At 64.7% G+C, this 18,820-nt stretch carries 16 protein-coding genes; 11 read left to right on the top strand and 5 right to left on the bottom strand.

Annotation, left to right across the window (positions count from 1 at the left end; genetic code table 11):
• Positions 1-128 precede the first annotated feature (128 nt).
• The 5 genes from BM382_RS00535 to BM382_RS00555 all read left to right on the top strand — a co-directional run bounded on the left by BM382_RS00535 (position 129) and on the right by BM382_RS00555 (position 4,990).
• Positions 129-1,430: an NAD(P)/FAD-dependent oxidoreductase gene (locus tag BM382_RS00535; protein ID WP_072441337.1), complete on the top strand. Its 1,302-nt coding sequence runs from the start codon at positions 129-131 to the stop codon at positions 1,428-1,430.
• A gap of 51 nt (positions 1,431-1,481) precedes the next feature.
• The gene (locus BM382_RS00540; protein WP_072441340.1) at positions 1,482-2,570 is read left to right on the top strand and encodes a polyamine ABC transporter substrate-binding protein; all 1,089 of its coding nucleotides are present in this window, start codon (positions 1,482-1,484) and stop codon (positions 2,568-2,570) included.
• Positions 2,571-2,580: 10 nt separating this feature from the next.
• Positions 2,581-3,843: an NAD(P)/FAD-dependent oxidoreductase gene (locus BM382_RS00545; RefSeq protein ID WP_011061868.1), complete on the top strand. Its 1,263-nt coding sequence runs from the start codon at positions 2,581-2,583 to the stop codon at positions 3,841-3,843.
• Between the two features lie 132 nt (positions 3,844-3,975).
• Positions 3,976-4,371 (top strand): hypothetical protein, encoded by a 396-nt coding sequence (locus tag BM382_RS00550; protein ID WP_065364310.1) that lies wholly within the window; start codon positions 3,976-3,978, stop codon positions 4,369-4,371.
• 85 nt (positions 4,372-4,456) lie between these two features.
• Positions 4,457-4,990 (top strand): DUF6368 family protein, encoded by a 534-nt coding sequence (locus BM382_RS00555; RefSeq protein ID WP_239690435.1) that lies wholly within the window; start codon positions 4,457-4,459, stop codon positions 4,988-4,990.
• Positions 4,991-5,105: 115 nt separating this feature from the next.
• Here BM382_RS00555 and BM382_RS00560 read toward each other — a convergent pair whose 3' ends face one another.
• Positions 5,106-5,678 (bottom strand): type 1 glutamine amidotransferase family protein, encoded by a 573-nt coding sequence (locus BM382_RS00560; protein WP_053152414.1) that lies wholly within the window; start codon positions 5,676-5,678, stop codon positions 5,106-5,108.
• A gap of 307 nt (positions 5,679-5,985) precedes the next feature.
• Between BM382_RS00560 and BM382_RS00565 the strand changes: the two genes are divergently transcribed.
• The 6 genes from BM382_RS00565 (at position 5,986) to BM382_RS00590 (ending at position 12,732) form a co-directional block, all read left to right on the top strand.
• On the top strand, positions 5,986-7,002 hold the full coding sequence (locus BM382_RS00565; protein ID WP_072441346.1) for a fimbrial protein: 1,017 nt from the start codon (positions 5,986-5,988) through the stop codon (positions 7,000-7,002).
• A 437-nt stretch (positions 7,003-7,439) separates the two neighbouring features.
• On the top strand, positions 7,440-8,873 hold the full coding sequence (locus BM382_RS00570) for an RtcB family protein (protein WP_072441349.1): 1,434 nt from the start codon (positions 7,440-7,442) through the stop codon (positions 8,871-8,873).
• 256 nt (positions 8,874-9,129) lie between these two features.
• Positions 9,130-9,519, top strand: coding sequence for a RidA family protein (locus tag BM382_RS00575; RefSeq protein ID WP_011061860.1), 390 nt, complete (start codon positions 9,130-9,132; stop codon positions 9,517-9,519).
• A gap of 130 nt (positions 9,520-9,649) precedes the next feature.
• Positions 9,650-10,414: an IclR family transcriptional regulator gene (locus BM382_RS00580; RefSeq protein WP_072441352.1), complete on the top strand. Its 765-nt coding sequence runs from the start codon at positions 9,650-9,652 to the stop codon at positions 10,412-10,414.
• Positions 10,415-10,461: 47 nt separating this feature from the next.
• Complete coding sequence (locus BM382_RS00585; protein ID WP_019096140.1) at positions 10,462-11,679, top strand: amino acid deaminase; 1,218 nt, start codon at positions 10,462-10,464, stop codon at positions 11,677-11,679.
• 144 nt (positions 11,680-11,823) lie between these two features.
• Positions 11,824-12,732 carry a sugar kinase gene (locus BM382_RS00590; RefSeq protein WP_072441355.1) on the top strand — a complete coding sequence of 303 codons (909 nt, stop codon included), beginning with the start codon at positions 11,824-11,826 and terminating at the stop codon, positions 12,730-12,732.
• 59 nt (positions 12,733-12,791) lie between these two features.
• Here the strand turns inward: BM382_RS00590 and BM382_RS00595 are convergent, their stop codons facing one another.
• The 4 genes from BM382_RS00595 to hbdH form a co-directional block, all read right to left on the bottom strand.
• Positions 12,792-13,067, bottom strand: coding sequence for a peptidylprolyl isomerase (locus tag BM382_RS00595; RefSeq protein ID WP_011061856.1), 276 nt, complete (start codon positions 13,065-13,067; stop codon positions 12,792-12,794).
• Positions 13,068-13,118: 51 nt separating this feature from the next.
• The gene (locus tag BM382_RS00600; RefSeq protein ID WP_011061855.1) at positions 13,119-15,659 is read right to left on the bottom strand and encodes a PAS domain-containing hybrid sensor histidine kinase/response regulator; all 2,541 of its coding nucleotides are present in this window, start codon (positions 15,657-15,659) and stop codon (positions 13,119-13,121) included.
• Positions 15,660-15,958: 299 nt separating this feature from the next.
• The gene (locus tag BM382_RS00605; RefSeq protein ID WP_072441358.1) at positions 15,959-17,914 is read right to left on the bottom strand and encodes an acetoacetate--CoA ligase; all 1,956 of its coding nucleotides are present in this window, start codon (positions 17,912-17,914) and stop codon (positions 15,959-15,961) included.
• 127 nt (positions 17,915-18,041) lie between these two features.
• Complete coding sequence (gene hbdH, locus BM382_RS00610) at positions 18,042-18,815, bottom strand: 3-hydroxybutyrate dehydrogenase (RefSeq protein WP_015636019.1); 774 nt, start codon at positions 18,813-18,815, stop codon at positions 18,042-18,044.
• Positions 18,816-18,820: the final 5 nt, after the last annotated feature.

The following is an 18,820-nucleotide window of genomic DNA, read 5'->3' on the forward strand; positions in this document are numbered from 1 at the left end:
CGAATAGATGGATGAATTAATAACGTTCGAAATAAAGCCGTCATATCCATAGATTGTAGGCATGTGGCGCCGGGTTGAGTGTTCTGTTGAATGCTCCGGGCGCATGGATTGTGCAGGAGTGACAGGCTTTGAACAATGTATGTGGCTGGATCGCCCTGGCAGGGCAGGCTTCCCAGCGGCCAACCCTCAAGGGCCTACAGAAAGCCGACTGGCTGATCATTGGCGGTGGCATCACCGGCCTCTCGGCGGCCCATGCCCTGGCGCGGATGTTGCCCCAGCAACGCATCGTCCTGCTGGATCGCCAGCGGGCGGCCCAGGGGGCTTCGGCGCGCAACTCGGGGTTTGTGGTCAGCCATGAATTGCCCGGCGCCGATGAGTTGCTGGGGCGGCCCGGCCACTCGGCCTATCAGCTTGCCTGCGGCATCGGCATCGCTGCCGGTGAAGAGGTGCGCCGGCGCATTGACGAGTTGGGCATCGAGTGCGAGTTCGACGCTGGTGGCTATCACTTCGCCGTGCACCAGGGGCAGCACTTGCAGGACAGCGGTGCCCGAGTCGCTACCCTGAATGCCGCGGGCGCCCAGGCCCAGTACCTGGAAGGCGCGGCCTTGCAGCAGCGCCTGGGCAGTGGCTTCTACCAGCGGGCCATCCACTGCGCCGGTGGCAACGCGCTGCTGCAGCCGGCCAAATACGTCAAGGGCCTGCTGGAGCGCCTGCCGGAGCGGGTGGAGGTGTTCGAGAACAGCCCGGTGCAGGACCTGCAGCCTCTGCCGGGCCGGGGCTGGCGGGCGGTGACCGGGGAGGGCGAGATCCAGGCGCCCCAGGTGCTGGCCTGTGTCGGTGCCTTTCTGCCCCGGCTCGGAGTCCGGCACAGCCGCACCTTCCCCCTGGAGCTGAGCGCCAGTATCACCCAGCCCCTGCAGGAAGATCACTGGCAGCGGCTGCTGGATGAGCAGGGCTGGGGCGTGCTCTCCACCTTGCCCGGGGCGGCCACGGTGCGCCTGTTGCCCGGGCGCCGCCTGCTGATGCGCAACACCGTCGAGTATCGCCAGCGCGATCTCGGCCCGGCGCAGTTGGCGGTGCGCCGCCAGGAACACCTGCGGGGCCTGCAAAAGCGCTTTCCCGGCATTACCGATACCGACCTGCAATACACCTGGACCGGGCACCTGAGTGGCACCCGTTCCGGCGAGCCGTACTTCAGCCGGGTCGCCGAAGGCCTGCACGCGGTGGCCGGCTGCAACGGCTCGGGGGTGGCGCGGGGCACCCTGTGGGGCCGGCTGCTGGTGGAAATGGCCGCCGGCTGCGACTCCTCGCTGCTGCGGGACGTGCTGTCCCAGGCCCGGCCCGGCTACCTGCCACCCCGACCATTTTTCGACATTGGAGCAAGCTTGCGCATGGGCTGGGAAGTGCAGCGCGCGCGACACGAACGTTAACCGTCGCGGCGAATGAAACGCCGCAATAATAAGAGCACAGAGGGCGGCAACATGATCAATCGCACCACTACGGCACTGTTATCCCTGGCCTTGTGCGCCGCAAGCGTCCAGGCGGCCGAGACCGTGAGCATCGCCAACTGGAGCGGCTATATCGCTCCGGACACCCTGGCCCAGTTCACCCAGCGCACCGCAATTCAGACTACCTACGACGTGATCGACAGCAACGAGACCACCGAGGCCAAGCTGATGACCGGCGGCAGCGGCTATGACCTGGCCAGCCCGTCCAACCACTTTCTGCCGCGGCTGATCCAGGCCGGGGCGATCCAGCCGCTGGATCGCAGCAGGCTGCCCAACTGGAACAACCTCGATCCCAAGCTGATGAAGCTGCTGGAAACCAGCGACCCGGGCAATAGGTACGGCATTCCCTATATGTGGGTGACCGTGGGCATCGGCTACAACGTCGACAAGATCAAGGCGATCTTCGGCGACACCGATGTCACCCAGTCCTGGCAACTGCTGTTCAAGCCGGAGAACATCCAGAAGCTCAAGCAGTGCGGCGTGGCCTTTCTCGACAACCCGACGCAGATGGTGCCCATCACCCTCAATGCCCTGGGCCTGGACCCCCACAGCGAACAGCCGGCGGACCTGAAAAAGGCCGAAGCGGCGCTGCAGGCGATCCGCCCCTCGATCCTCTACTTCCACCAGGCCAAGTACGTCAGCGACCTGGCCAACGGCAACATCTGCGTGGCCGTGGGTTTCAGCGGCGACGTGCTGCAAGCCATGGCCACCGCGCAGCAGGCAAAAAACGGCGTGAACCTCGGCTACAGCATTCCCAGGGAAGGCTCCACCGTGGCCATGGACATGGTGGTGATTCCCAGGAACGCCCCGCACCTGGACAACGCCTACGCCTACCTGAACTACCTGCTGGACCCCAAGGTGATCGCCAACATCAGCAACTTCGTGCAGTACGCCAACGGCAATGCGGCGTCCTTGCCCTACATCGAACCGCAGTTGCGCAGCAACCCGGCGGCCTACCCGCCGCAGTCGGTGCTCGATACGCTGTTCCCGATCAAGACCATGACCCCGGCCGGCATGCGCCTGAGCACTCGCCTGTGGACCCGGGTCGTCAGCGGCACATGAGGAGCACGGCATGATTGCAAGTCAGCAACAACGCGGCCACGCCGTGGTGGTGGGGGCCGGGGTGGTGGGCCTGGCCAGCGCCCTGTGGCTGCAGCGCCTGGGCTGGCGGGTGACCCTGCTGGACCGCCAGCCGCCGGGCAGCGGCACTTCCTTCGGCAATGCCTGTACCTTCGCCACCTATGCCGTGGAGCCAGTGGCAACCCCCGGCATCTGGCGCCAGGCCCCGGGCATGCTGTTGCGGCGCGACAGCCCGCTGGCGATCCGCCCGGGTTACCTGCCACGGATCGCCCCCTGGCTATGGCGCTTTTTGCAAAGCTCCAGCGAGCCGCGGGTCAAGGCCATCAGTCATGACCTGCACAGCCTGCTCAAGCCCTGCATGGGCGCCTGGCAGGCGTTGTTCGACGATGCCGGGGCCAACGACCTGGTGCGCCATGACGGCTCGCTGTACATCTTCGAGGCCCACGAGCGGCAGAGCGCTATCGACATGCTGGCCTATCACCAGGGGTTCGAGGTGCCCATGCGCCTGGTGCAAGGGCCGGAGCTACGGGCCATGGAGCCGGCCCTCAACGCCCGTGCGGCCCTGGCGCTGGAACTGCCCCAGGTCAGCCGCACCCTCGATCCCTTCGCATTGAGCCAGCGCTTGCTGCGGTGCTTCATCGAGCGCGGCGGAGTGTTTCGCCGCGATGAGTTGCAGGGGGTCGAGCGCAGCGCCCAGGACGGCGAGCGGGTGCTTGCCCGCCTCGGCAGTGGCGAGCAACTGTCCGCCGAACGCCTGGTGTTGTGCAGCGGCGCCTGGTCCCGCCGCCTGGCACAGAGCCTGGGGGACGAGATTCCGCTGGACACCGAGCGCGGTTATCACGTGCTGTTCGATCAGGCCGGCGGCTTGCTCAGCCGCCCGGTGTGCTGGGGCGCCGGCGGTTTCTACCTAACGCCCATGGCCCAAGGGCTGCGGGTGGCGGGCACGGTGGAGTTCGGCGGCCTCGACGCCGCGCCGGACCCGCGCCGCTATCACTACCTGGCCCGGGCGGCGCGACGCTTCCTGACCCTGCACCACGAACCGGTTTCCCGGTGGATGGGCTTTCGTCCCTCGCTGCCGGACAGCAAACCGGTGCTCGGCCAGTCGCGGCTGCTGCCCCAGGTGCACTACAACTTCGGCCATGGTCACGTTGGCCTGACCCTGGCCGCCATCAGTGGGCAACTGGTGGCGGAACAGGCCAGCGGGCTGACCCCGAGCGTGAACCTGCAACCCTTCCTGGCGGGGCGTTTCCGCTAGTCACGCAGCCGCGGTGGTTATGGGGAAGGGAAACGGTCATGTTCATCTGCTACAACGGCTTTTTCCCTCGACAGACCTGCCCGGCGGCCGGAAAGGCGCCGGGGGACCTACGCTAGCCATGGACACGCCCCTATGCGAAATGCACTTGTGCTGACCTCCCTGTTCCTGTGTGCCGGCGCAGCTTGCGCCGAAGACCCCGCCTCGGTACTGGGCCATGGCTTTGGTTCCCTGGGCTGCATCGACCTCAAGGACCCCGACAGCAAGGCCACCTGCGGTGCCCGTGCCCTGTCCAACGGCACCGGTTGCCACGGCCTGTCCAGCCAGGGCATGCGCGACAAATGCCTGGATGAAGCGCTGTACCCGCAAAGCAGCGCGAGCCGCACCCGTACTGCGAAGGCGGCCCAACCAACGGCCCCGGTGCCCGCCCTGTCCAGCCAGCGCCTTGTCCAACCGCCTGCGCCCTTGTTGACGGAGGGCGAGGCGAAGCGGTTGGAAGAGGTGTTGGGGGTCAATGGTTCCAGACGCTGAGCTTGGCTATTGCACCACGGGCTTTTATGCTCCCGGTCCGGTGAATGCACTGACCGGCAGCGGGCTTGAGCATTGAGGCCTGCTGATGCAGCGAACAAGGGCTCGCCTGTTATCCCTGATGCGGATGCGGCGCGCTGGAGGAGGTGAATCAATGGCCGGGCCGACTGTCAGGGTGCTTTTACCGCGCCAGATCGATGGCTTGCTCGAAAACCGGGTGCGGGCCTGTCTGGCCGCAATTGCGGATCAACCCTGGGCCGGTACGAGCTCGTTCTTCATTGACGGCAGCCCCATGCTGTTTGGGATGGGGGCCGAATATCCAGGGGAACTGGTGGAATATGCCGGGCTGGCCGGGCAACTGGGATGGCTCCCTGAAGACATTCTGAGCCTGGCGGCCATGGATAAAGACCAGGCGGATCACCAGCGCCTAGGGCAGGCGGCGCTGGCCTTGGCCCGTTACCTGGATGGCGTGCTGGCCTTCGGCGCCAGCATCCATGCCTACACCCGGGACAGCGAATTTCTGGCGGGGCTGGCGATCATCGAGCATGAGGGCGAGAGCATTTTCAGCGCTGCGGACTTTTCGGCCTGGTTGGGCCACCGGGATTTTCGACTGGTGAAATAATCCACGGCACACGCCCGCACTGCCGCCCACCCACTACCTTGCGTAGGCGCTGGCTTGCCAGCCAAGGCGGCCGGGAGATCGCCTTCGCCGGCAAGCCGGCTCCTACAGGGGAGGGTCAGGCTTGCTGGCGGTGCTCGGCGGCGTGCAGGCCCAGGTAGAAGGTCAGGTTGTCGTCGCTGATGCCCAGGGTGCCGAGAATCTGTGCCATGAAACTCACTGGAGCGCTGCCCGGGGCGGTGATCACGCGCTGGTCCGCAACCGCGTGGGGCACATCCTGGTAGTGCGCGGCGCCGGCATAACCCACCGCCAGCAGGTTGTCCGCCGAATTGGAGGTGTGCTTGAGCTGGTCCAGCACCCCGGCCCGGGCCAGTTCGCGGGTGCCGTCGCAGATGCCGGCGAGGACCAGCTTGCGTTCCTTGGCCGCGCGTAGCAGTTCGCGGATATCCGGCGCCTGGGGGCTTTGCCAGACCGTCCCGCCGCAGACCATCAAGAGGTCCACCTCATCCAGACGAATATCTTCCAACGCCAGGTCCGGGGTTACCCGCAGGCCGCCCATGGAGGTCACGATGGCGCCCTTGGGGGAAGCGTAACGGCAGTCGAAGCCATAGTAGCCACGGCCGGTGGCGTTGATCAGGGCGGTTTCCCAGTCGGCGAAATTGTCGCAGACAAGGGTAATGGCGCGGGTCATGGGCAGCTGTCCTTGCTGAGGCGAATGAGTATTGGAGGGCGCGTAGAATAGCCCGATTTCAGCGACTCAATGGAACATTTCGTTGCTGGGCAAGGGGGAAGGGCTGCTGTCGTTGGCGTGTGGCTGACCCCTGCAACAGCGCTTTGTAGGATAAGTCCTTGGCTCCTGAGGATTTATCGACAACGTTCTGTGTTCGGGCTGATAGGTGCCGTGATGGGGGGGGGCTTAAAGTCGAAGTTTGGGTCGCCTCGTCCTCAGTGGAAAGAGCGCCAAACGTCGTGGACATTTGAACAGGCACCGTACTTTCATGAAGCGCATCCTTCTGCTCTCGGCTCTTGTCCTGGTGTTGTCGCTATGGGGTGAGGGGCCGGCGTATGCCGGCGGGGAGTTCTCTCCCGAGTCATCGATCATTCAGTTGCCTGCCAGCATTTATGTCGGTGCAGGAACCATGAATGGCGACGTCATTGCGACCACCGCAGAGGTGGACTCGATGATGAGGGATCCATGGCCGCAAATATTCAGTTCCGAGCCCATGGTCTACAAGCTTCAAGGCGCTACGCTGGCCCCCGGTTACTACAACGTCTACTTGAGCAACGTGCCTGGAGTCGGATTCAGGTGGAACGCCAAATGGAGATGGCGTGAAAATCAGTCCGGGTCCAGCCAGTATCTGGTGGGGAGCGGAAAGTCATCCGTAAAACTCAGATGGGTCAAGGGTGATGTCTACAAGCAATCCATGTGGCTGGAAATCATAAAGATCGGCGACATCCAGAGTGGGACCTTGGCTGGTAACGGGTTGGTGAACGTTGCGTTCAACTGCGTTGGTATCTGCAACTCCAAAGGCTGGACGGTCTACACCAGCGGTAAAAGCGCAGTGACGGTGCAGCTCAGGGTACCGACCTGCAGTGTGTCCAGCTCGCAGATTTCAGTGCCCCTGGGGCGAACATCGAACATGACCTTTTCCGGAGTGGGGAGTACCTCCAAAGCGGTGCCCTTCAAAATCAACCTGTCATGTTCGGGAGGGGATGCCGGGGCTTCGATCGGGGCTTATGTCTCGTTCATAGATGTGAACAACTGGGCTAACCAGGGCAGCACCTTGTCGCTGAGCGCCGGGTCGACTGCCTCGGGAGTGGGTTTACAGATCCTCAAGGGAGCGACTGTTCTCGGCTACGGTTCGGGCTCTGTCAATCGATGGTGGGCGGGGAATATCTCCGCTGGGGTCTCGAGCTACGACATTCCCCTGACCGCGCGTTATATCCAGACCGCTTCGCGAGTCACCCCAGGAACGGTCCGTGGGATGGCGACCTTGACGATGAGTTATCGTTGAGCGGTTTCATCGTTCAGGGTCTCGGCATGCGCCGGGGCCTTAGCAGTTACTACGGCTCAAGACCCAGAGCTATGCCCAGGGCCGCTTCCTCTGGCAGCAGACCCTGGCCCGCCTGCCGCCGTTGCAGGCGCGAGCTTGCTCGCGAAGACGGTTGCTGGCGCAAGGCGCACATGCCGGACAGGCCGCCAACTGCCAGGCGCAGAAGGTGCAGATCAAGGGCGTGCGCTTCAACTTCTGACCCCACGCAGCTCTGTAGGAGCCCGCTTGCTGGCGAAGGCGTCTCGCCAGGCGCCTCCTTAAATAATTTCTCCCCGGCTATTTACATCCACAGCGTCATTCCCCCATTATCCGCGCCGTCTAAGTTTCGCTGCTGACCAGACAATTCCAGCCACCAAAAGGGTGGTTGTTTTGTTGCGTCCAAGAAAAGCAGTTGAAAAATGACCAAGACTCCTCTGAAAAGAATTCAGCACAAGCTCGCCCGTTCCGGGGTGGCCATCGAACGCCTGAATTCCAATTCCCTCTCTATCTCGTCCACCAATGACGCCGGCCTCAAGGTGGATCTGCTGCTGCCCGACAGTTTTGCCATCGAAGAGAAAGCCATCCTGCAACTGATGGATTTCGCCAAGGTCGCCCACCCCCATGGCGGCGAAGTGAAGTGCGCCTGCGCCACGCCGGATTTCCATACCGGCAGCCCGATTCCGGTGGGCAGCGTGATCGTCACCAGCCACGACATGGTGGTGCCGCAAGCCATCGGCACCGACATCAATTGCGGCATGCGCCTGCACAAGCTGGGGCTGAACTACGAGCAGTTCATGGCGCAAAAGGCCAAGTGGACCGCCCTGGTGCGTGGCGATCTGCTGGAAGGCACGCGCAATATTCCCACCAGCCCCACGGCCATGAGCGCGCTGTTTGCTTCGGGGCTGGGGGATTTCTGGGCTCAGGTACAGCAACAGGACCCGATCGGGCTGTTTGCCGGGGCGGATTTCGCCCAGTTGCAGCGTGAGCTTTCGGGCCTGCATGAGTCGTCCTTTGCCCGCGGCAGCGCCGACTATGCACCGGAGGCCCTGCAGGACCTTTCGCGCAAGATCCTTCGCGACCCGGGCCTGGGTTCCCTGGGCGGTGGTAATCACTTTGTCGAGATCCAGGTGGTCACCGAACTGGTGGATCGCCAGGCCTGCTTTGCCCAGGGCCTGTCCGTGGGGCAGGTGGTGATGATGATCCACACTGGCTCTCGCGACGTGGGCTTCTATGTAGGCCGACGCTGGATGGACAAGGCCAAGGCCCTGTGGCCGGCCGGGATCAAGCATCCCGATTCGAAGATCTTCGCCCTGTTTGGCGAGATGGCCGATGAGTACCTGCTGGCCATGCACAGCGCCGCGCACTACGCCGACGCCAACCGCGCACTGATCGCCGAAATGGTACGCCAGCGCACTCGGCAGGTGTTCGGCGCGGGCATCGAAGCGCCGCTGATTGTCGATGTACCGCACAACATCGTGCTGCGCGAGGAAGGCGGCAACGTCCACCGCAAAGGCGCCACACCGGCCTATGCCGGGCAGCCGCTGCTGATTCCGGGGAGCATGGGGCATGACTCCTACCTGCTCACCGGGCTGGGCAACGAACGCTGGCTGCGCTCGGCCAGCCACGGCGCCGGGCGCTCCATGTCGCGCAGCGAGGTGGTGTTCAAGGCCAAGAAGGACAAGGCCTTCCTCGGCCTGCAGGGCGTGGTGTGCATCACCACCAAGGAAGAGCGGATGATCGAAGAAGCACCGGGGGCCTACAAGGAAATTGGCCAGGTGATCCAGTCCCAGGTGGAAGAGGGCACGGTGTCGGTAATAGCGCGGTTTTCGCCGATCCTGACGTTCAAGGCGTAAGCACGAGAGGGCTGTTGGGCGGGGAGGGTATTCGGGTTTGCCGTGCAACTGGACGGCCGATCCATGGTCGCTCCCGGCCCGATTGTTCTGACCCCCCTGTCATGTTCCGTGCTCCTCATGGCACACTCCTGCGGAATTTATTCCGTTATTTGATATTTAATTCCGTTGTAGCGGAATTATTGCTGTGTGGCCCAGGCCGCCTTTGTTTTCCCGAGGGTGGTCTTGTCTGCTCAGCCTTCAACCAGGAGAACCTCTCATGAGCATCACCCGTTACGGCACCGGTAGCACCGCAGGCGGTGGCCAGCCGCGTCCTTTCGCTCGCGCGGTCGAGGCCGATGGCTGGCTGCATGTGTCCGGCCAGGTGCCGGCGCTGGATGGCGAGATCATTCACGGTGGGATCGTCGAGCAGACGCATCAGACGCTGCGCAATCTGGTGGCCATTCTCGAAGAGGCCGGGTATGGCCTGGAGGATGTGGTGCGGGTTGGCGTGTGGCTGGAAGACCCGCGGGATTTCTGGAGTTTCAACAAGGTGTTCGGTGAGTACTTCAAGCCCGAACACGCGCCGGCCCGGGCCTGTGTGCAGGCCAGCATGATGGTGGATTGCAAGGTCGAGATCGATTGTGTGGCCTACAAGAAGAAGGCCTGATGGCCACGTGTAGGCGCTGGCCTGTAGGAGCTGGCTTGCCAGCGAAGGCGCCCCTGAGGGTGGCACAAGGCTTGAGGGCCTCTTCGCCGGCAAGCCGGCTCCTACGGGTCGATAGAGGGGGCGCAGGTAGATGAGCGAAGACAACATCAAGCGTCGGGCCAAGGGCCTGGATCGGGCGTTCGATATTCTCGATTTCCTCAAGGAGGTCGGCCAGCCGTTGCGGCCCAACGATATCGCCAAGGGCATTGGCGGCCCCAAGTCCACGGTCTATGAGTTGGTGGCTTCCCTGCTGGAGCGGCGGGTACTGGAACCGGTGGGCCAGGAGGGGCATGTGTACCTGGGCCGCCAGTTGTACTTTCTCGGCCAGGCCCATTTGCGTCATTTCGACCTGAGCCGCGAGGCCGATCAGGCCTTGCAGGAAATCGTCCGCCAGACCCAGGAAACCGCGCAGATGTGCCTGCTCAACGGGCGCAAATACACGGTGGCGCTGATGAAGGAGGGCGAGCGGCACTTCCGCATTTCCTCGAGCATCGGCGAGAACGCGCCGATTCCCTGGACCGCTTCCGGGCGGTTGCTATTGGGGCATTTGAGCGATGGGCAGATTGTCGACCTGATCGATGAACGGGACTTCGTTCTGCCCGACGGTGAGCGTCTGCCCTTGGAGACGTTTCTCAAGCAAATCCGCCAGGCCACCGAGGATGGGTTCTTTTCCTTCGACAGCGTGGCCGACACCTTTACCCATTGTTTTGCCGCACCGGTGCGCGATGAGCACGGGGTGTGCATCTGCACGCTCTGCATCGTCGCGCCCAGGGCCGATGCCCAGCGCAATTACCAGCAATATCGCCGGGTGCTGATCGACAGCGCCAACCGTCTGGCCCGGCGTATCAACGATTGATGACTGTTTCGCGGCTGTGCGCAGCTGCCTTGATAAGGAGTGCCAAGATGTCTTCCGTATTGAACCTGCCACTGGTGGAAAAGGGCGCCGCTGCCCAGGGCGCGAGCCTGTTGCAAGACGTCAGCCTGCCGGCCCTGGTGCTGCACCGCGAGGCCCTGGAACACAACATCCGCTGGATGCAGAAGTTCGTCAGTGACAGCGGTGCCGAGCTGGCGCCCCACGGCAAGACCAGCATGATGCCCGCGCTGTTTCAGCGGCAGTTGGACGCTGGCGCCTGGGGCATCACCCTGGCCACTGCGGTACAGACTCGCGCTGCCTATGCCCATGGCGCGCGCCGGGTGTTGATGGCCAACCAGTTGGTGGGGGCGCCGAACATGGCGCTGATCGCCGAGCTGCTGGCGGACCCGGATTTCGATTTCTATTGCATGGTCGATCACCCGGACAGCGTCGCCGACCTGGGGGCGTTTTTCGCCCAGCGTGGGGTCACGCTCAAGGTGATGATCGAGTACGGCGTGGTCGGTGGGCGTTGCGGTTGCCGCACCGAGCAAGAGGTGCTGGCCCTGGCCAAGGCGATCCAGGCGCAGCCGGCCCTGGCGCTGTGCGGTATCGAAGGTTATGAAGGGGTGATCCATGGCGATCAGGCCATCAGCGGCATCCGCCAGTTCGCCGACTCCCTGGTGCGCCTGGCGGTGGACCTGCACAACGACGGGCTGTTCGCCATCGAGCGGCCGATTATCACTGCCTCGGGGTCAGCCTGGTATGACCTGATTGCCGAATCCTTCGAGACCCACAACGCCAAGGGCCGCTTCCTCAGTGTGCTGCGTCCGGGCAGTTACGTGGCTCATGACCATGGCATCTATAAAGAGGCGCAGTGCTGCGTGCTGGATCGCCGCGCCGACCTGGAGGAGGGCCTGCGCCCGGCCATGGAGGTCTGGGCCCATGTGCAATCGCTGCCGGAGCCGGGCTTTGCCGTGGTGGCCCTGGGCAAGCGCGATGTGGCCTATGACGCCGGCCTGCCGGTACCGCTGCGGCGTTATCGCGCCGGGGCCCAAGCCAGTGCCGGGGATGACGTGGGGGCGTGCAAGGTCACTGCGGTGATGGACCAGCATGCGTTTCTCACGGTGGCGCCGGGAGTGGAGTTGCGCATTGGCGACATCATTTCCTTCGGTACTTCGCACCCCTGCCTGACCTTCGACAAATGGCGCACCGGGTTGCTGGTGGATGAGCGCCTGCAGGTGATCGAGAACCTGGAAACCTGTTTCTGATCGCCGGAGCCGGGGATATGCAGGGTCCGTAGGAGCCGGCTCGCCGGCGAAGAGGCCTCTGGATGGTGCGCAGGCTGTGCGGGCGCCTTCGCTGGCAAGCCAGCTCCTACCCGGTGGAATGTGCTTTGAGGGGAGGTCAGGAACATGGACAGGAAGAAACGCATCGCGGCCATCGGCGAATGCATGATCGAGCTGCAGCAGCATCATGACGGCAGCCTGCAACAGAGCTTTGGCGGCGACACCCTGAACGCCGCGGTGTACCTCGCGCGGGAATTGGGCGAGGCCGGGCGGGTGGATTACGTCACCGCCCTGGGCGATGACAGCTTCAGCGATGCCATGTGCCAGGGGTGGGCGGCGGAGGGCATCGGCCTGGAGCGGGTGCAGCGCTTGCCGGGGCGCCTGCCTGGGCTGTATTGCATCCAGACCGATGCCCGGGGCGAGCGGCGCTTTCTCTACTGGCGCAACGAGGCGGCAGTGCGCGACTGCTTTACCACGGCGGCGGCCGGGCCGATCCTCGAAGCGCTGAAGCATTACGATGTGCTGTATTTCAGCGGCATCACCCTGGCGGTGCTGGGGGAGGTGGGGCGCGGGAAGTTGTTGCAGACCCTGGCCGAGGCGCGCCAGCGCCAGGCGCTGATAGTCTTCGACAACAACTACCGGCCGCGCCTGTGGGCGTCGGTCGAACAGGCCCGGGCGGCGTACCGCGAAGTATTGCCCCAGGTGGATCTGGCATTGCTGACCCTGGAGGATGAGCAAGCGCTGTTTGCCTATCCGGATGCCGAAGCGGTGTTCGCGGCGTATCAGGGCATTCCGGAAGTGGTGCTCAAGCGGGGCGCCGAGCCCTGCCTGATTCGCGTGGCGGGCGGTGCTTTCGAGGTGCCGGCCCAGCGGGTGGAGCAGGTAGTGGACACCACGGCGGCCGGGGATTCGTTCAGCGCAGCCTATCTGGCCCGGCGCCTGCTGGGCGGCAGCCCGGTGCAAGCGGCAGAGGCCGGGCACCGGCTGGCGAGCCAGGTCATCCAGCATCCCGGCGCCCTGATACCCCGCCATTGAACCGGGCGTTGACCTTGCGGGCGTTTTCGCTGGCAAGCCAGCTCCTACAAGGCCCGGGGTCAGTCGCGGAAGAAGACCTGCACCAGGTGATAGCCGAACTTGCTCTTGATCGGGCCATGCACGGTGCGCAGGGGCTTCTTGAAAATGACCTGGTCGATGGCACCGACCATCTGCCCCGGGCGCACTTCCCCCAGGTCGCCGCCGCGCTTGCCGGACGGGCAGGTGGAGTATTTCTTTGCCAGTACGTCGAAGGCTTCACCCTTGGCGATGCGCTGCTTGAGCTGTTCAGCCTCTTCGGCGGTTTTCACCAGGATGTGGCGGGCTTGGGCTTTCATGGGCGGGTGACCTTGTAGCGGGAAATCGGCGGCCGCGGATTATGCCTGAATTCAGGACGCGCGGCCGATCATCTGACGAATTTTCTGGGCCATTTCTTCAATGGAAAACGGCTTGGCCATCAGGTCCATGCCCGGCTCCAGGAAGCCCTGGCGCTCGGCCGCCTTTTCCGCGTAGCCGGTCATGAACAGCACCTTGAGCCCGGGCCGCTGCTGGCGGGCGATCTCCGCCAGTTGCCGGCCGTTCATGCCCGGCAGGCCGACATCGGTCACCAGCAGGTCGACGCGCATCGGCGATTCCAGCAAGGGCAGGGCGCTGCGCGCATCTTCGGCCTCGAAGGCGCGGTAGCCCAGTTCGGCGAGGACATTGAGCACCAGCATGCGCACTGCCGGGTCGTCTTCCACCACCACCACGGTTTCCCCGGCGATGGCCTGGGGCGCCTGGTTGAGGGTGGCGGGTTCGGCGCTGTCCAGTGGTGCGGCGAACAGCCTTGGCAGGTACAGGCGCACGCAGGTGCCCTGGTCCGGTTCGCTGCTGATGGTCACGTGGCCGCCGGACTGCTGGGCGAAGCCGTAGATCATCGACAGCCCCAGGCCCGTGCCCTGGCCGATGGGCTTGGTGGTGAAGAACGGATCGAAGGCCTTGGCCAGGATCCGCGGGCTCATGCCGGCGCCGTTGTCGCTGACGCCGAGCATCACGTAGTCGCCGGCCTTGACCGGTTCCAGGGTGCTGATGTCGCTGCCGTCGAGGTAGCTGTTGGCGGTTTCGATCAGCAGCCTGCCGCCGTCGGGCATGGCGTCGCGGGCGTTGATCACCAGGTTGAGCAGGGCATTTTCCAACTGGCTGGCGTCGGTGTTCACCGGCCACACGCCGTCCGCCAATTGCATCTGCAGCTCGATGTGCTCGCCCTTGGTGTGGTTGAACAGCTCTTGCAGCGAGCGCACCAGCTGGTTGGGGTCCAGGGGCTGGCGGTCCAGGGACTGGCGCCGGGAGAAGGCCAGCAGGCGGTGGGTCAGGGACGCCGCGCGTTTGGCCGAGGACATGGCCGCTTCGGTGAAGCGGCCGATCTCGGCGCCGCGGCCGTTGTCGATATAGCGCTGCATCAGGTCCAGGCTGCCGATGATGCCGGTGAGCATGTTGTTGAAGTCGTGGGCGATGCCGCCGGTGAGCTGGCCCACGGCTTCCATCTTCTGCGCATGGCGCAGGGCGTCTTCGGCGCGTTCGCGCTCGAACATTTCGTTCTGCAGGCGCTGGTTGGCAGTGGCCAGTGCCTCGGTCCGCTGGTTGACCCGTTCCTCCAGGGTTTCGTTGAGATTGCGCAGGGCTTCTTCGGTCTGCCGGCGCTCGGTTTCGTCGATGACAAAGATGTAGAAACCATTGATCGCGCCGTCGGCGCCGTAACGCGGCAGGTACTTCATCAGGGCATGGCGCGGCCGGCCGTCGCGGTGCGGCGAGTTGGCCTCGAAGCTGCACGGCTTGCCGGCCAGTGCGGCCTTGATGTTCTCGGCGCGAGTGGCGTAGATCTCGTCGCCCACGACTTCGCGGATGCTCTTGCCGTACAGTTCCTGCGGGGTCAGGCCGTACCAGTCCAGGTAGGCGCTGTTGTTCAGGCGAAAGCGTTCCTCGTGGTCGACATAGCCGATCAGCACGGGCATGGCATTGATGATCAGTTGCAGCTCGGTCTGGCTCTGGCGCAGCGCCTGTTCCATCTGCTTGCGTTCGGTGAGGTCCAGGGCCGCGCCGAGAAAACGCGTCGGCCGGCCATGGTGGTCCTTGTAGCAGCGGCCTCGGGCGAACACCCAGCGCAGCTGGCCGTCGGCCAGTTGCAGGCGGTACTCCTCGGCGTATTCGGTGCCGTGGGTGATGCAATGCTTGATGCCCCGGGCCACCATGCCGCGGTCTTCCGGGTGCACGCCCTTGAGGTATTCGCTGATCGGCAGTTGCCGGGACTGCTGCGGATCGACGCTGTGCAACTGGGCGAAATGCGCGTCGGCGATGAAGCGGTCTTCGCCGATGTCCCAATCCCAGGTGCCCACCGCGTCGGTGGCCGCCAGGGCCAGTTGCAGGCGCTCTTCGGTCTCGTGCTGGGCGCGCAGGCTATCGTCGGAGCGCTGCTGCAGTTCCAGGGCGATGCGCCGGCGCTCGTTGGTCTCGATGGCGGTGACCAGGATTCCGGCGACGTCGCCGCGTTCGTTGCGGATCGGGCTGTAGGTCAGGTCCAGCCACAGGTCGTATTCGCTGCCGTTGGTGCGTTGCAGGCTGAAGCGCTGTTCGCTGAAGGTGCGCACCTGGCCGTTGAGCACGGCGCGGTAGATCGGGTCGGTGAAGTCCATCAGTTCCGGCCAGGTCAGGTGCGCCGGGTGGCCGAAGGCACTGGGGTGCTTGTTGCCCGCCAGCAGGGCGAAGCCGTCGTTGTAGATCTGCGTCAGCTCGGCGCCCCACAGCAGCAGCATCGGCATCGGCGAATGGATCACGATGTCCACGGCGGTGCGCAGGCTCTGGGGCCAGTGGCCGGATTCTCCGAGGGGAGTGGCCGACCAGTCCAGGCGGGCAATCAGGTTGGCGGCTTCGCTGCCGGAGTGGGGGCCATTCATGTCGAAGGTGTCCTGGGTGGTGCGGTATTACGCGGCGACGCCACAGGCTCGCGCACTCGAAAAGTCGCATGGACATGCGGTGCATATTCAAACGGATGGATTGTAGGCGTTTTCGGCGCGCACATTTTCACCCGCTTTTGCGGCGGATGACCAGTCTAGAGGGGCTGAACGGTTATCAGAGTGATGCGTTGGGGATGCGGTAGCCCGTAGGAGCCGGCTTGCCAGCGAAGTGGCCATTGCCGAGCGCGCCGACCTGGACGACGCCTTCGCCGGCAAGCCGGCTCCTGCAAAGGGCGGGGTCAGTGGCGCAACTCCTCGCGGTCGCGAAACTGTTCCAGGGCCTCGGGGTTGGCCAGGGCGTCGGTGTTCTTCACCGGCAGGCCGTGCACCACGTTGCGCACCGCCAGTTCGACGATCTTGCCGCTGATGGTGCGGGGAATGTCCGTGACCGCGAGGATCTTCGCCGGCACATGGCGCGGCGTGGTGTTGCTGCGAATCACCTGGCGAATGTGTTCCTGCAAGGCTTCATCGAGCTCCACGCCGTCTTGCAGGCGCACGAACAGCACCACCCGCACGTCCTGCTCCCAGCTCTGGCCGATGGCCAGGCTTTCCAGGACCTGCTCCAGCTTTTCCACCTGGCGGTAGATTTCCGCGGTGCCGATACGCACCCCGCCGGGGTTGAGCACGGCGTCTGAACGCCCATGGATCAGCCAGCCACCCTCGGCCAGTTGTTCGGCGTAGTCGCCCTGGGCCCAGACGCCGGGGAACAGGCTGAAGTACGAGGCCTTGAGCTTGCTCTGGTCCGGGTCGTGCCACAGGCCCACGGGAATGCTGGGGAAGTGCCGGGTGCACACCAGCTCGCCTTTCTCGCCGATCACCGGCTGGCCCTGGTCGTTCCACACTTCGATGGCCATGCCCAGGCCCTTGCCTTGCATCTCGCCGCGGCGCACCGGTTGTATCGGATTGCCGGCGACGAAGCAGGCGACGATATCGGTGCCGCCGGACATCGAGGCCAGGCACAGCTCGCTCTTGATCTCGCGGTACACGTAGTCGTAGCTCTGCGGCGACAGCGGCGAGCCGGTGCACAGCAGGGTCTTCAGGCTCTCCAGGCGGTGGCTCTGGCGCGGCCGGCTGCCGGCCTTTTCCAGAGCCGCCAGGTACTTGGGGCTGGTGCCGAAGACGCTGATGGCTTCGCGGTCGATCAGGTCCATCAGGTGCTCGTTGCCGGGATGGAACGGCGAGCCATCGTAGAGCACCAGGCTGGCCCCGGTGGCCAGGGCCGAGACCAGCCAGTTCCACATCATCCAGCCGCAGGTGGTGTAGTAGAACAGGCGCTCGCCGGGGCCCAGGTCAGCGTGCAGGCCGTGCTCCTTGAGGTGTTGCAGCAGCACCCCGCCGGTGCCGTGGACGATGCACTTGGGCACCCCGGTGGTGCCGCTGGAATAGAGGATGTACAGCGGATGGGCGAAGGGCACCGGGGTGAATTCGGGCTCGCCGCCGGGGCGGTAGAAGTCGTCCCACAGGCTGACGCTGGCGGGGGTGCGGTAGTCCTCGGCCCGGGCCTGCGAGCGGGCGTAGGGCACGATCAGCAACTGCTCCAGGGACGGCAGGCGCTCGAGGATCTGGTTGACCTTGGCCGTCTGGTCGATGTCCTTGCCGGCGTAGCGGTAGCCGGCGCAGGTGATCAGCACCTTGGGCTCGATCTGGCCGAAGCGGTCGACCACCCCCTGGGTGCCGAAATCCGGCGAGCAGCTGGACCACAGGGCCCCGAGGCTGGTGCTGGCGAGCATGCCCACCAGGGTCTGCCAGGTGTTGGGCATGCAAGCGGCAACCCGGTCACCGAGGCCGACTCCAGCGTCCCGCAGGCTGCGTTGCAGGCCGGCCACCTGGGCCGCCAGTTCGGCGTGGGTCAATTGTTCGCGCTGGCCGTTCTCGTTGATAGCCACCACCGCCACCGCGTCGTCCCGGCGCTTGAGCAGGTGCTCGGCGAAGTTCAGCGTGGCCCCAGGAAACCATTGGGCGCTGGGCATCTGCGGGCCTTCGCGGAGCACCGCTTCAGCCGGTTGGTGAAAGCTGACGTCGAAGACGTCGACGATGGCCTGCCAGAAGCTTTCTCGCTGGTCGATGCTCCACTGGTGCAGAGCGAGGTAGTCGTGAAGATTCAGCCCGTGGCGCTGATTGACGAAGCGGCGAAAGGCATCCATCCGCGTCTTGCCGATGCGCTCGGCGCTGGGTTGCCAGAGTAGGTCGGACATGCAAGGCCTCGTGTTCTTATTGTTGTTTTTTTGGGGGGGCTGTTCGCTGGCAAACCAGCTCCTACGCGGGCCAGCACAGCCGTGTAGGAGCCGGCTTGCCGGCGAAGACGTCAGCCAGAGACGCGCGTCATTGCGCCAACCACCCGCCATCGATGTTCCACGCCGCGCCGCGCACCTGGGCGCCGGCTTCGCTGCACAAAAATAGCACCAGTTCCCCCAGTTGCGACGGGGTGACGAACGCCAGGGACGGCTGCTTTTCCGCCAGCAGATCATGCTGGGCCTGTTGCGGGTCGGTGCCGGCCGCGACGCGATCATCGATCTGCTTCTGCACCAGCGGGGTCAGCACCCAGCCCGGGCAGATGGCGTTGCAGGTGACGTTGCTGGTGGCGGTTTCCAGGCCTACCACCTTGGTCAGGCCGATCACCCCGTGCTTGGCCGCCACATAGGCGGCCTTGCCCACCGAGCCCACCTGGCCGTGCACCGAGGCGATGTTGACGATCCGCCCCCAGCCCTTGGCGCGCATCCCCGGCAGCCCCAGGCGGGTGCTGTGGAACACCGACGACAGGTTGATGGCGATGATCGAATCCCAGCGCTCCACGGGGAACTCCTCCACCGCCGCCACGTGCTGGATGCCGGCGTTGTTGACCAGGATGTCGACGCCGCCGAACTCCCGTTCGGCGTAGGCGAACATTTCGGCGATCTGCGCAGGGTCGCTGACATCCGCCGGGTGATGGCCGACCTGGCCGCCGAATTGTGCGACCTCGGCGATCGCCTTCGAGGCATCGCCAAAACCGTTGAGAATCAGTTTGGCCCCGGCCTTGGCCAGCACCAGGGCGATGCCCAGGCCGATGCCGCTGGTGGAGCCGGTGACCAGGGCGGTCTTGCCAGAAAGAGTGGTCATGAATA

The sequence above is a fragment of the Pseudomonas sp. NFPP25 genome (assembly GCF_900116505.1).
Taxonomy (GTDB): domain Bacteria; phylum Pseudomonadota; class Gammaproteobacteria; order Pseudomonadales; family Pseudomonadaceae; genus Aquipseudomonas; species Aquipseudomonas protegens.

Bases quoted from the DNA above. Each gene is read 5' to 3' on its own strand.
- BM382_RS00540 (WP_072441340.1), top strand. From the start codon at position 1,482: ATGATCAATCGCACCACTACGGCACTGTTATCCCTGGCCTTGTGCGCC.
- BM382_RS00545 (WP_011061868.1), top strand. From the start codon at position 2,581: ATGATTGCAAGTCAGCAACAACGCGGCCACGCCGTGGTGGTGGGGGCC.
- BM382_RS00550 (WP_065364310.1), top strand. From the start codon at position 3,976: ATGCGAAATGCACTTGTGCTGACCTCCCTGTTCCTGTGTGCCGGCGCA.
- BM382_RS00555 (WP_239690435.1), top strand. From the start codon at position 4,457: ATGCAGCGAACAAGGGCTCGCCTGTTATCCCTGATGCGGATGCGGCGC.
- BM382_RS00560 (WP_053152414.1), bottom strand. From the start codon at position 5,678: ATGACCCGCGCCATTACCCTTGTCTGCGACAATTTCGCCGACTGGGAA.
- BM382_RS00565 (WP_072441346.1), top strand. From the start codon at position 5,986: ATGAAGCGCATCCTTCTGCTCTCGGCTCTTGTCCTGGTGTTGTCGCTA.
- BM382_RS00570 (WP_072441349.1), top strand. From the start codon at position 7,440: ATGACCAAGACTCCTCTGAAAAGAATTCAGCACAAGCTCGCCCGTTCC.
- BM382_RS00575 (WP_011061860.1), top strand. From the start codon at position 9,130: ATGAGCATCACCCGTTACGGCACCGGTAGCACCGCAGGCGGTGGCCAG.
- BM382_RS00580 (WP_072441352.1), top strand. From the start codon at position 9,650: ATGAGCGAAGACAACATCAAGCGTCGGGCCAAGGGCCTGGATCGGGCG.
- BM382_RS00585 (WP_019096140.1), top strand. From the start codon at position 10,462: ATGTCTTCCGTATTGAACCTGCCACTGGTGGAAAAGGGCGCCGCTGCC.
- BM382_RS00590 (WP_072441355.1), top strand. From the start codon at position 11,824: ATGGACAGGAAGAAACGCATCGCGGCCATCGGCGAATGCATGATCGAG.
- BM382_RS00595 (WP_011061856.1), bottom strand. From the start codon at position 13,067: ATGAAAGCCCAAGCCCGCCACATCCTGGTGAAAACCGCCGAAGAGGCT.
- BM382_RS00600 (WP_011061855.1), bottom strand. From the start codon at position 15,659: ATGAATGGCCCCCACTCCGGCAGCGAAGCCGCCAACCTGATTGCCCGC.
- BM382_RS00605 (WP_072441358.1), bottom strand. From the start codon at position 17,914: ATGTCCGACCTACTCTGGCAACCCAGCGCCGAGCGCATCGGCAAGACG.
- hbdH (WP_015636019.1), bottom strand. From the start codon at position 18,815: ATGACCACTCTTTCTGGCAAGACCGCCCTGGTCACCGGCTCCACCAGC.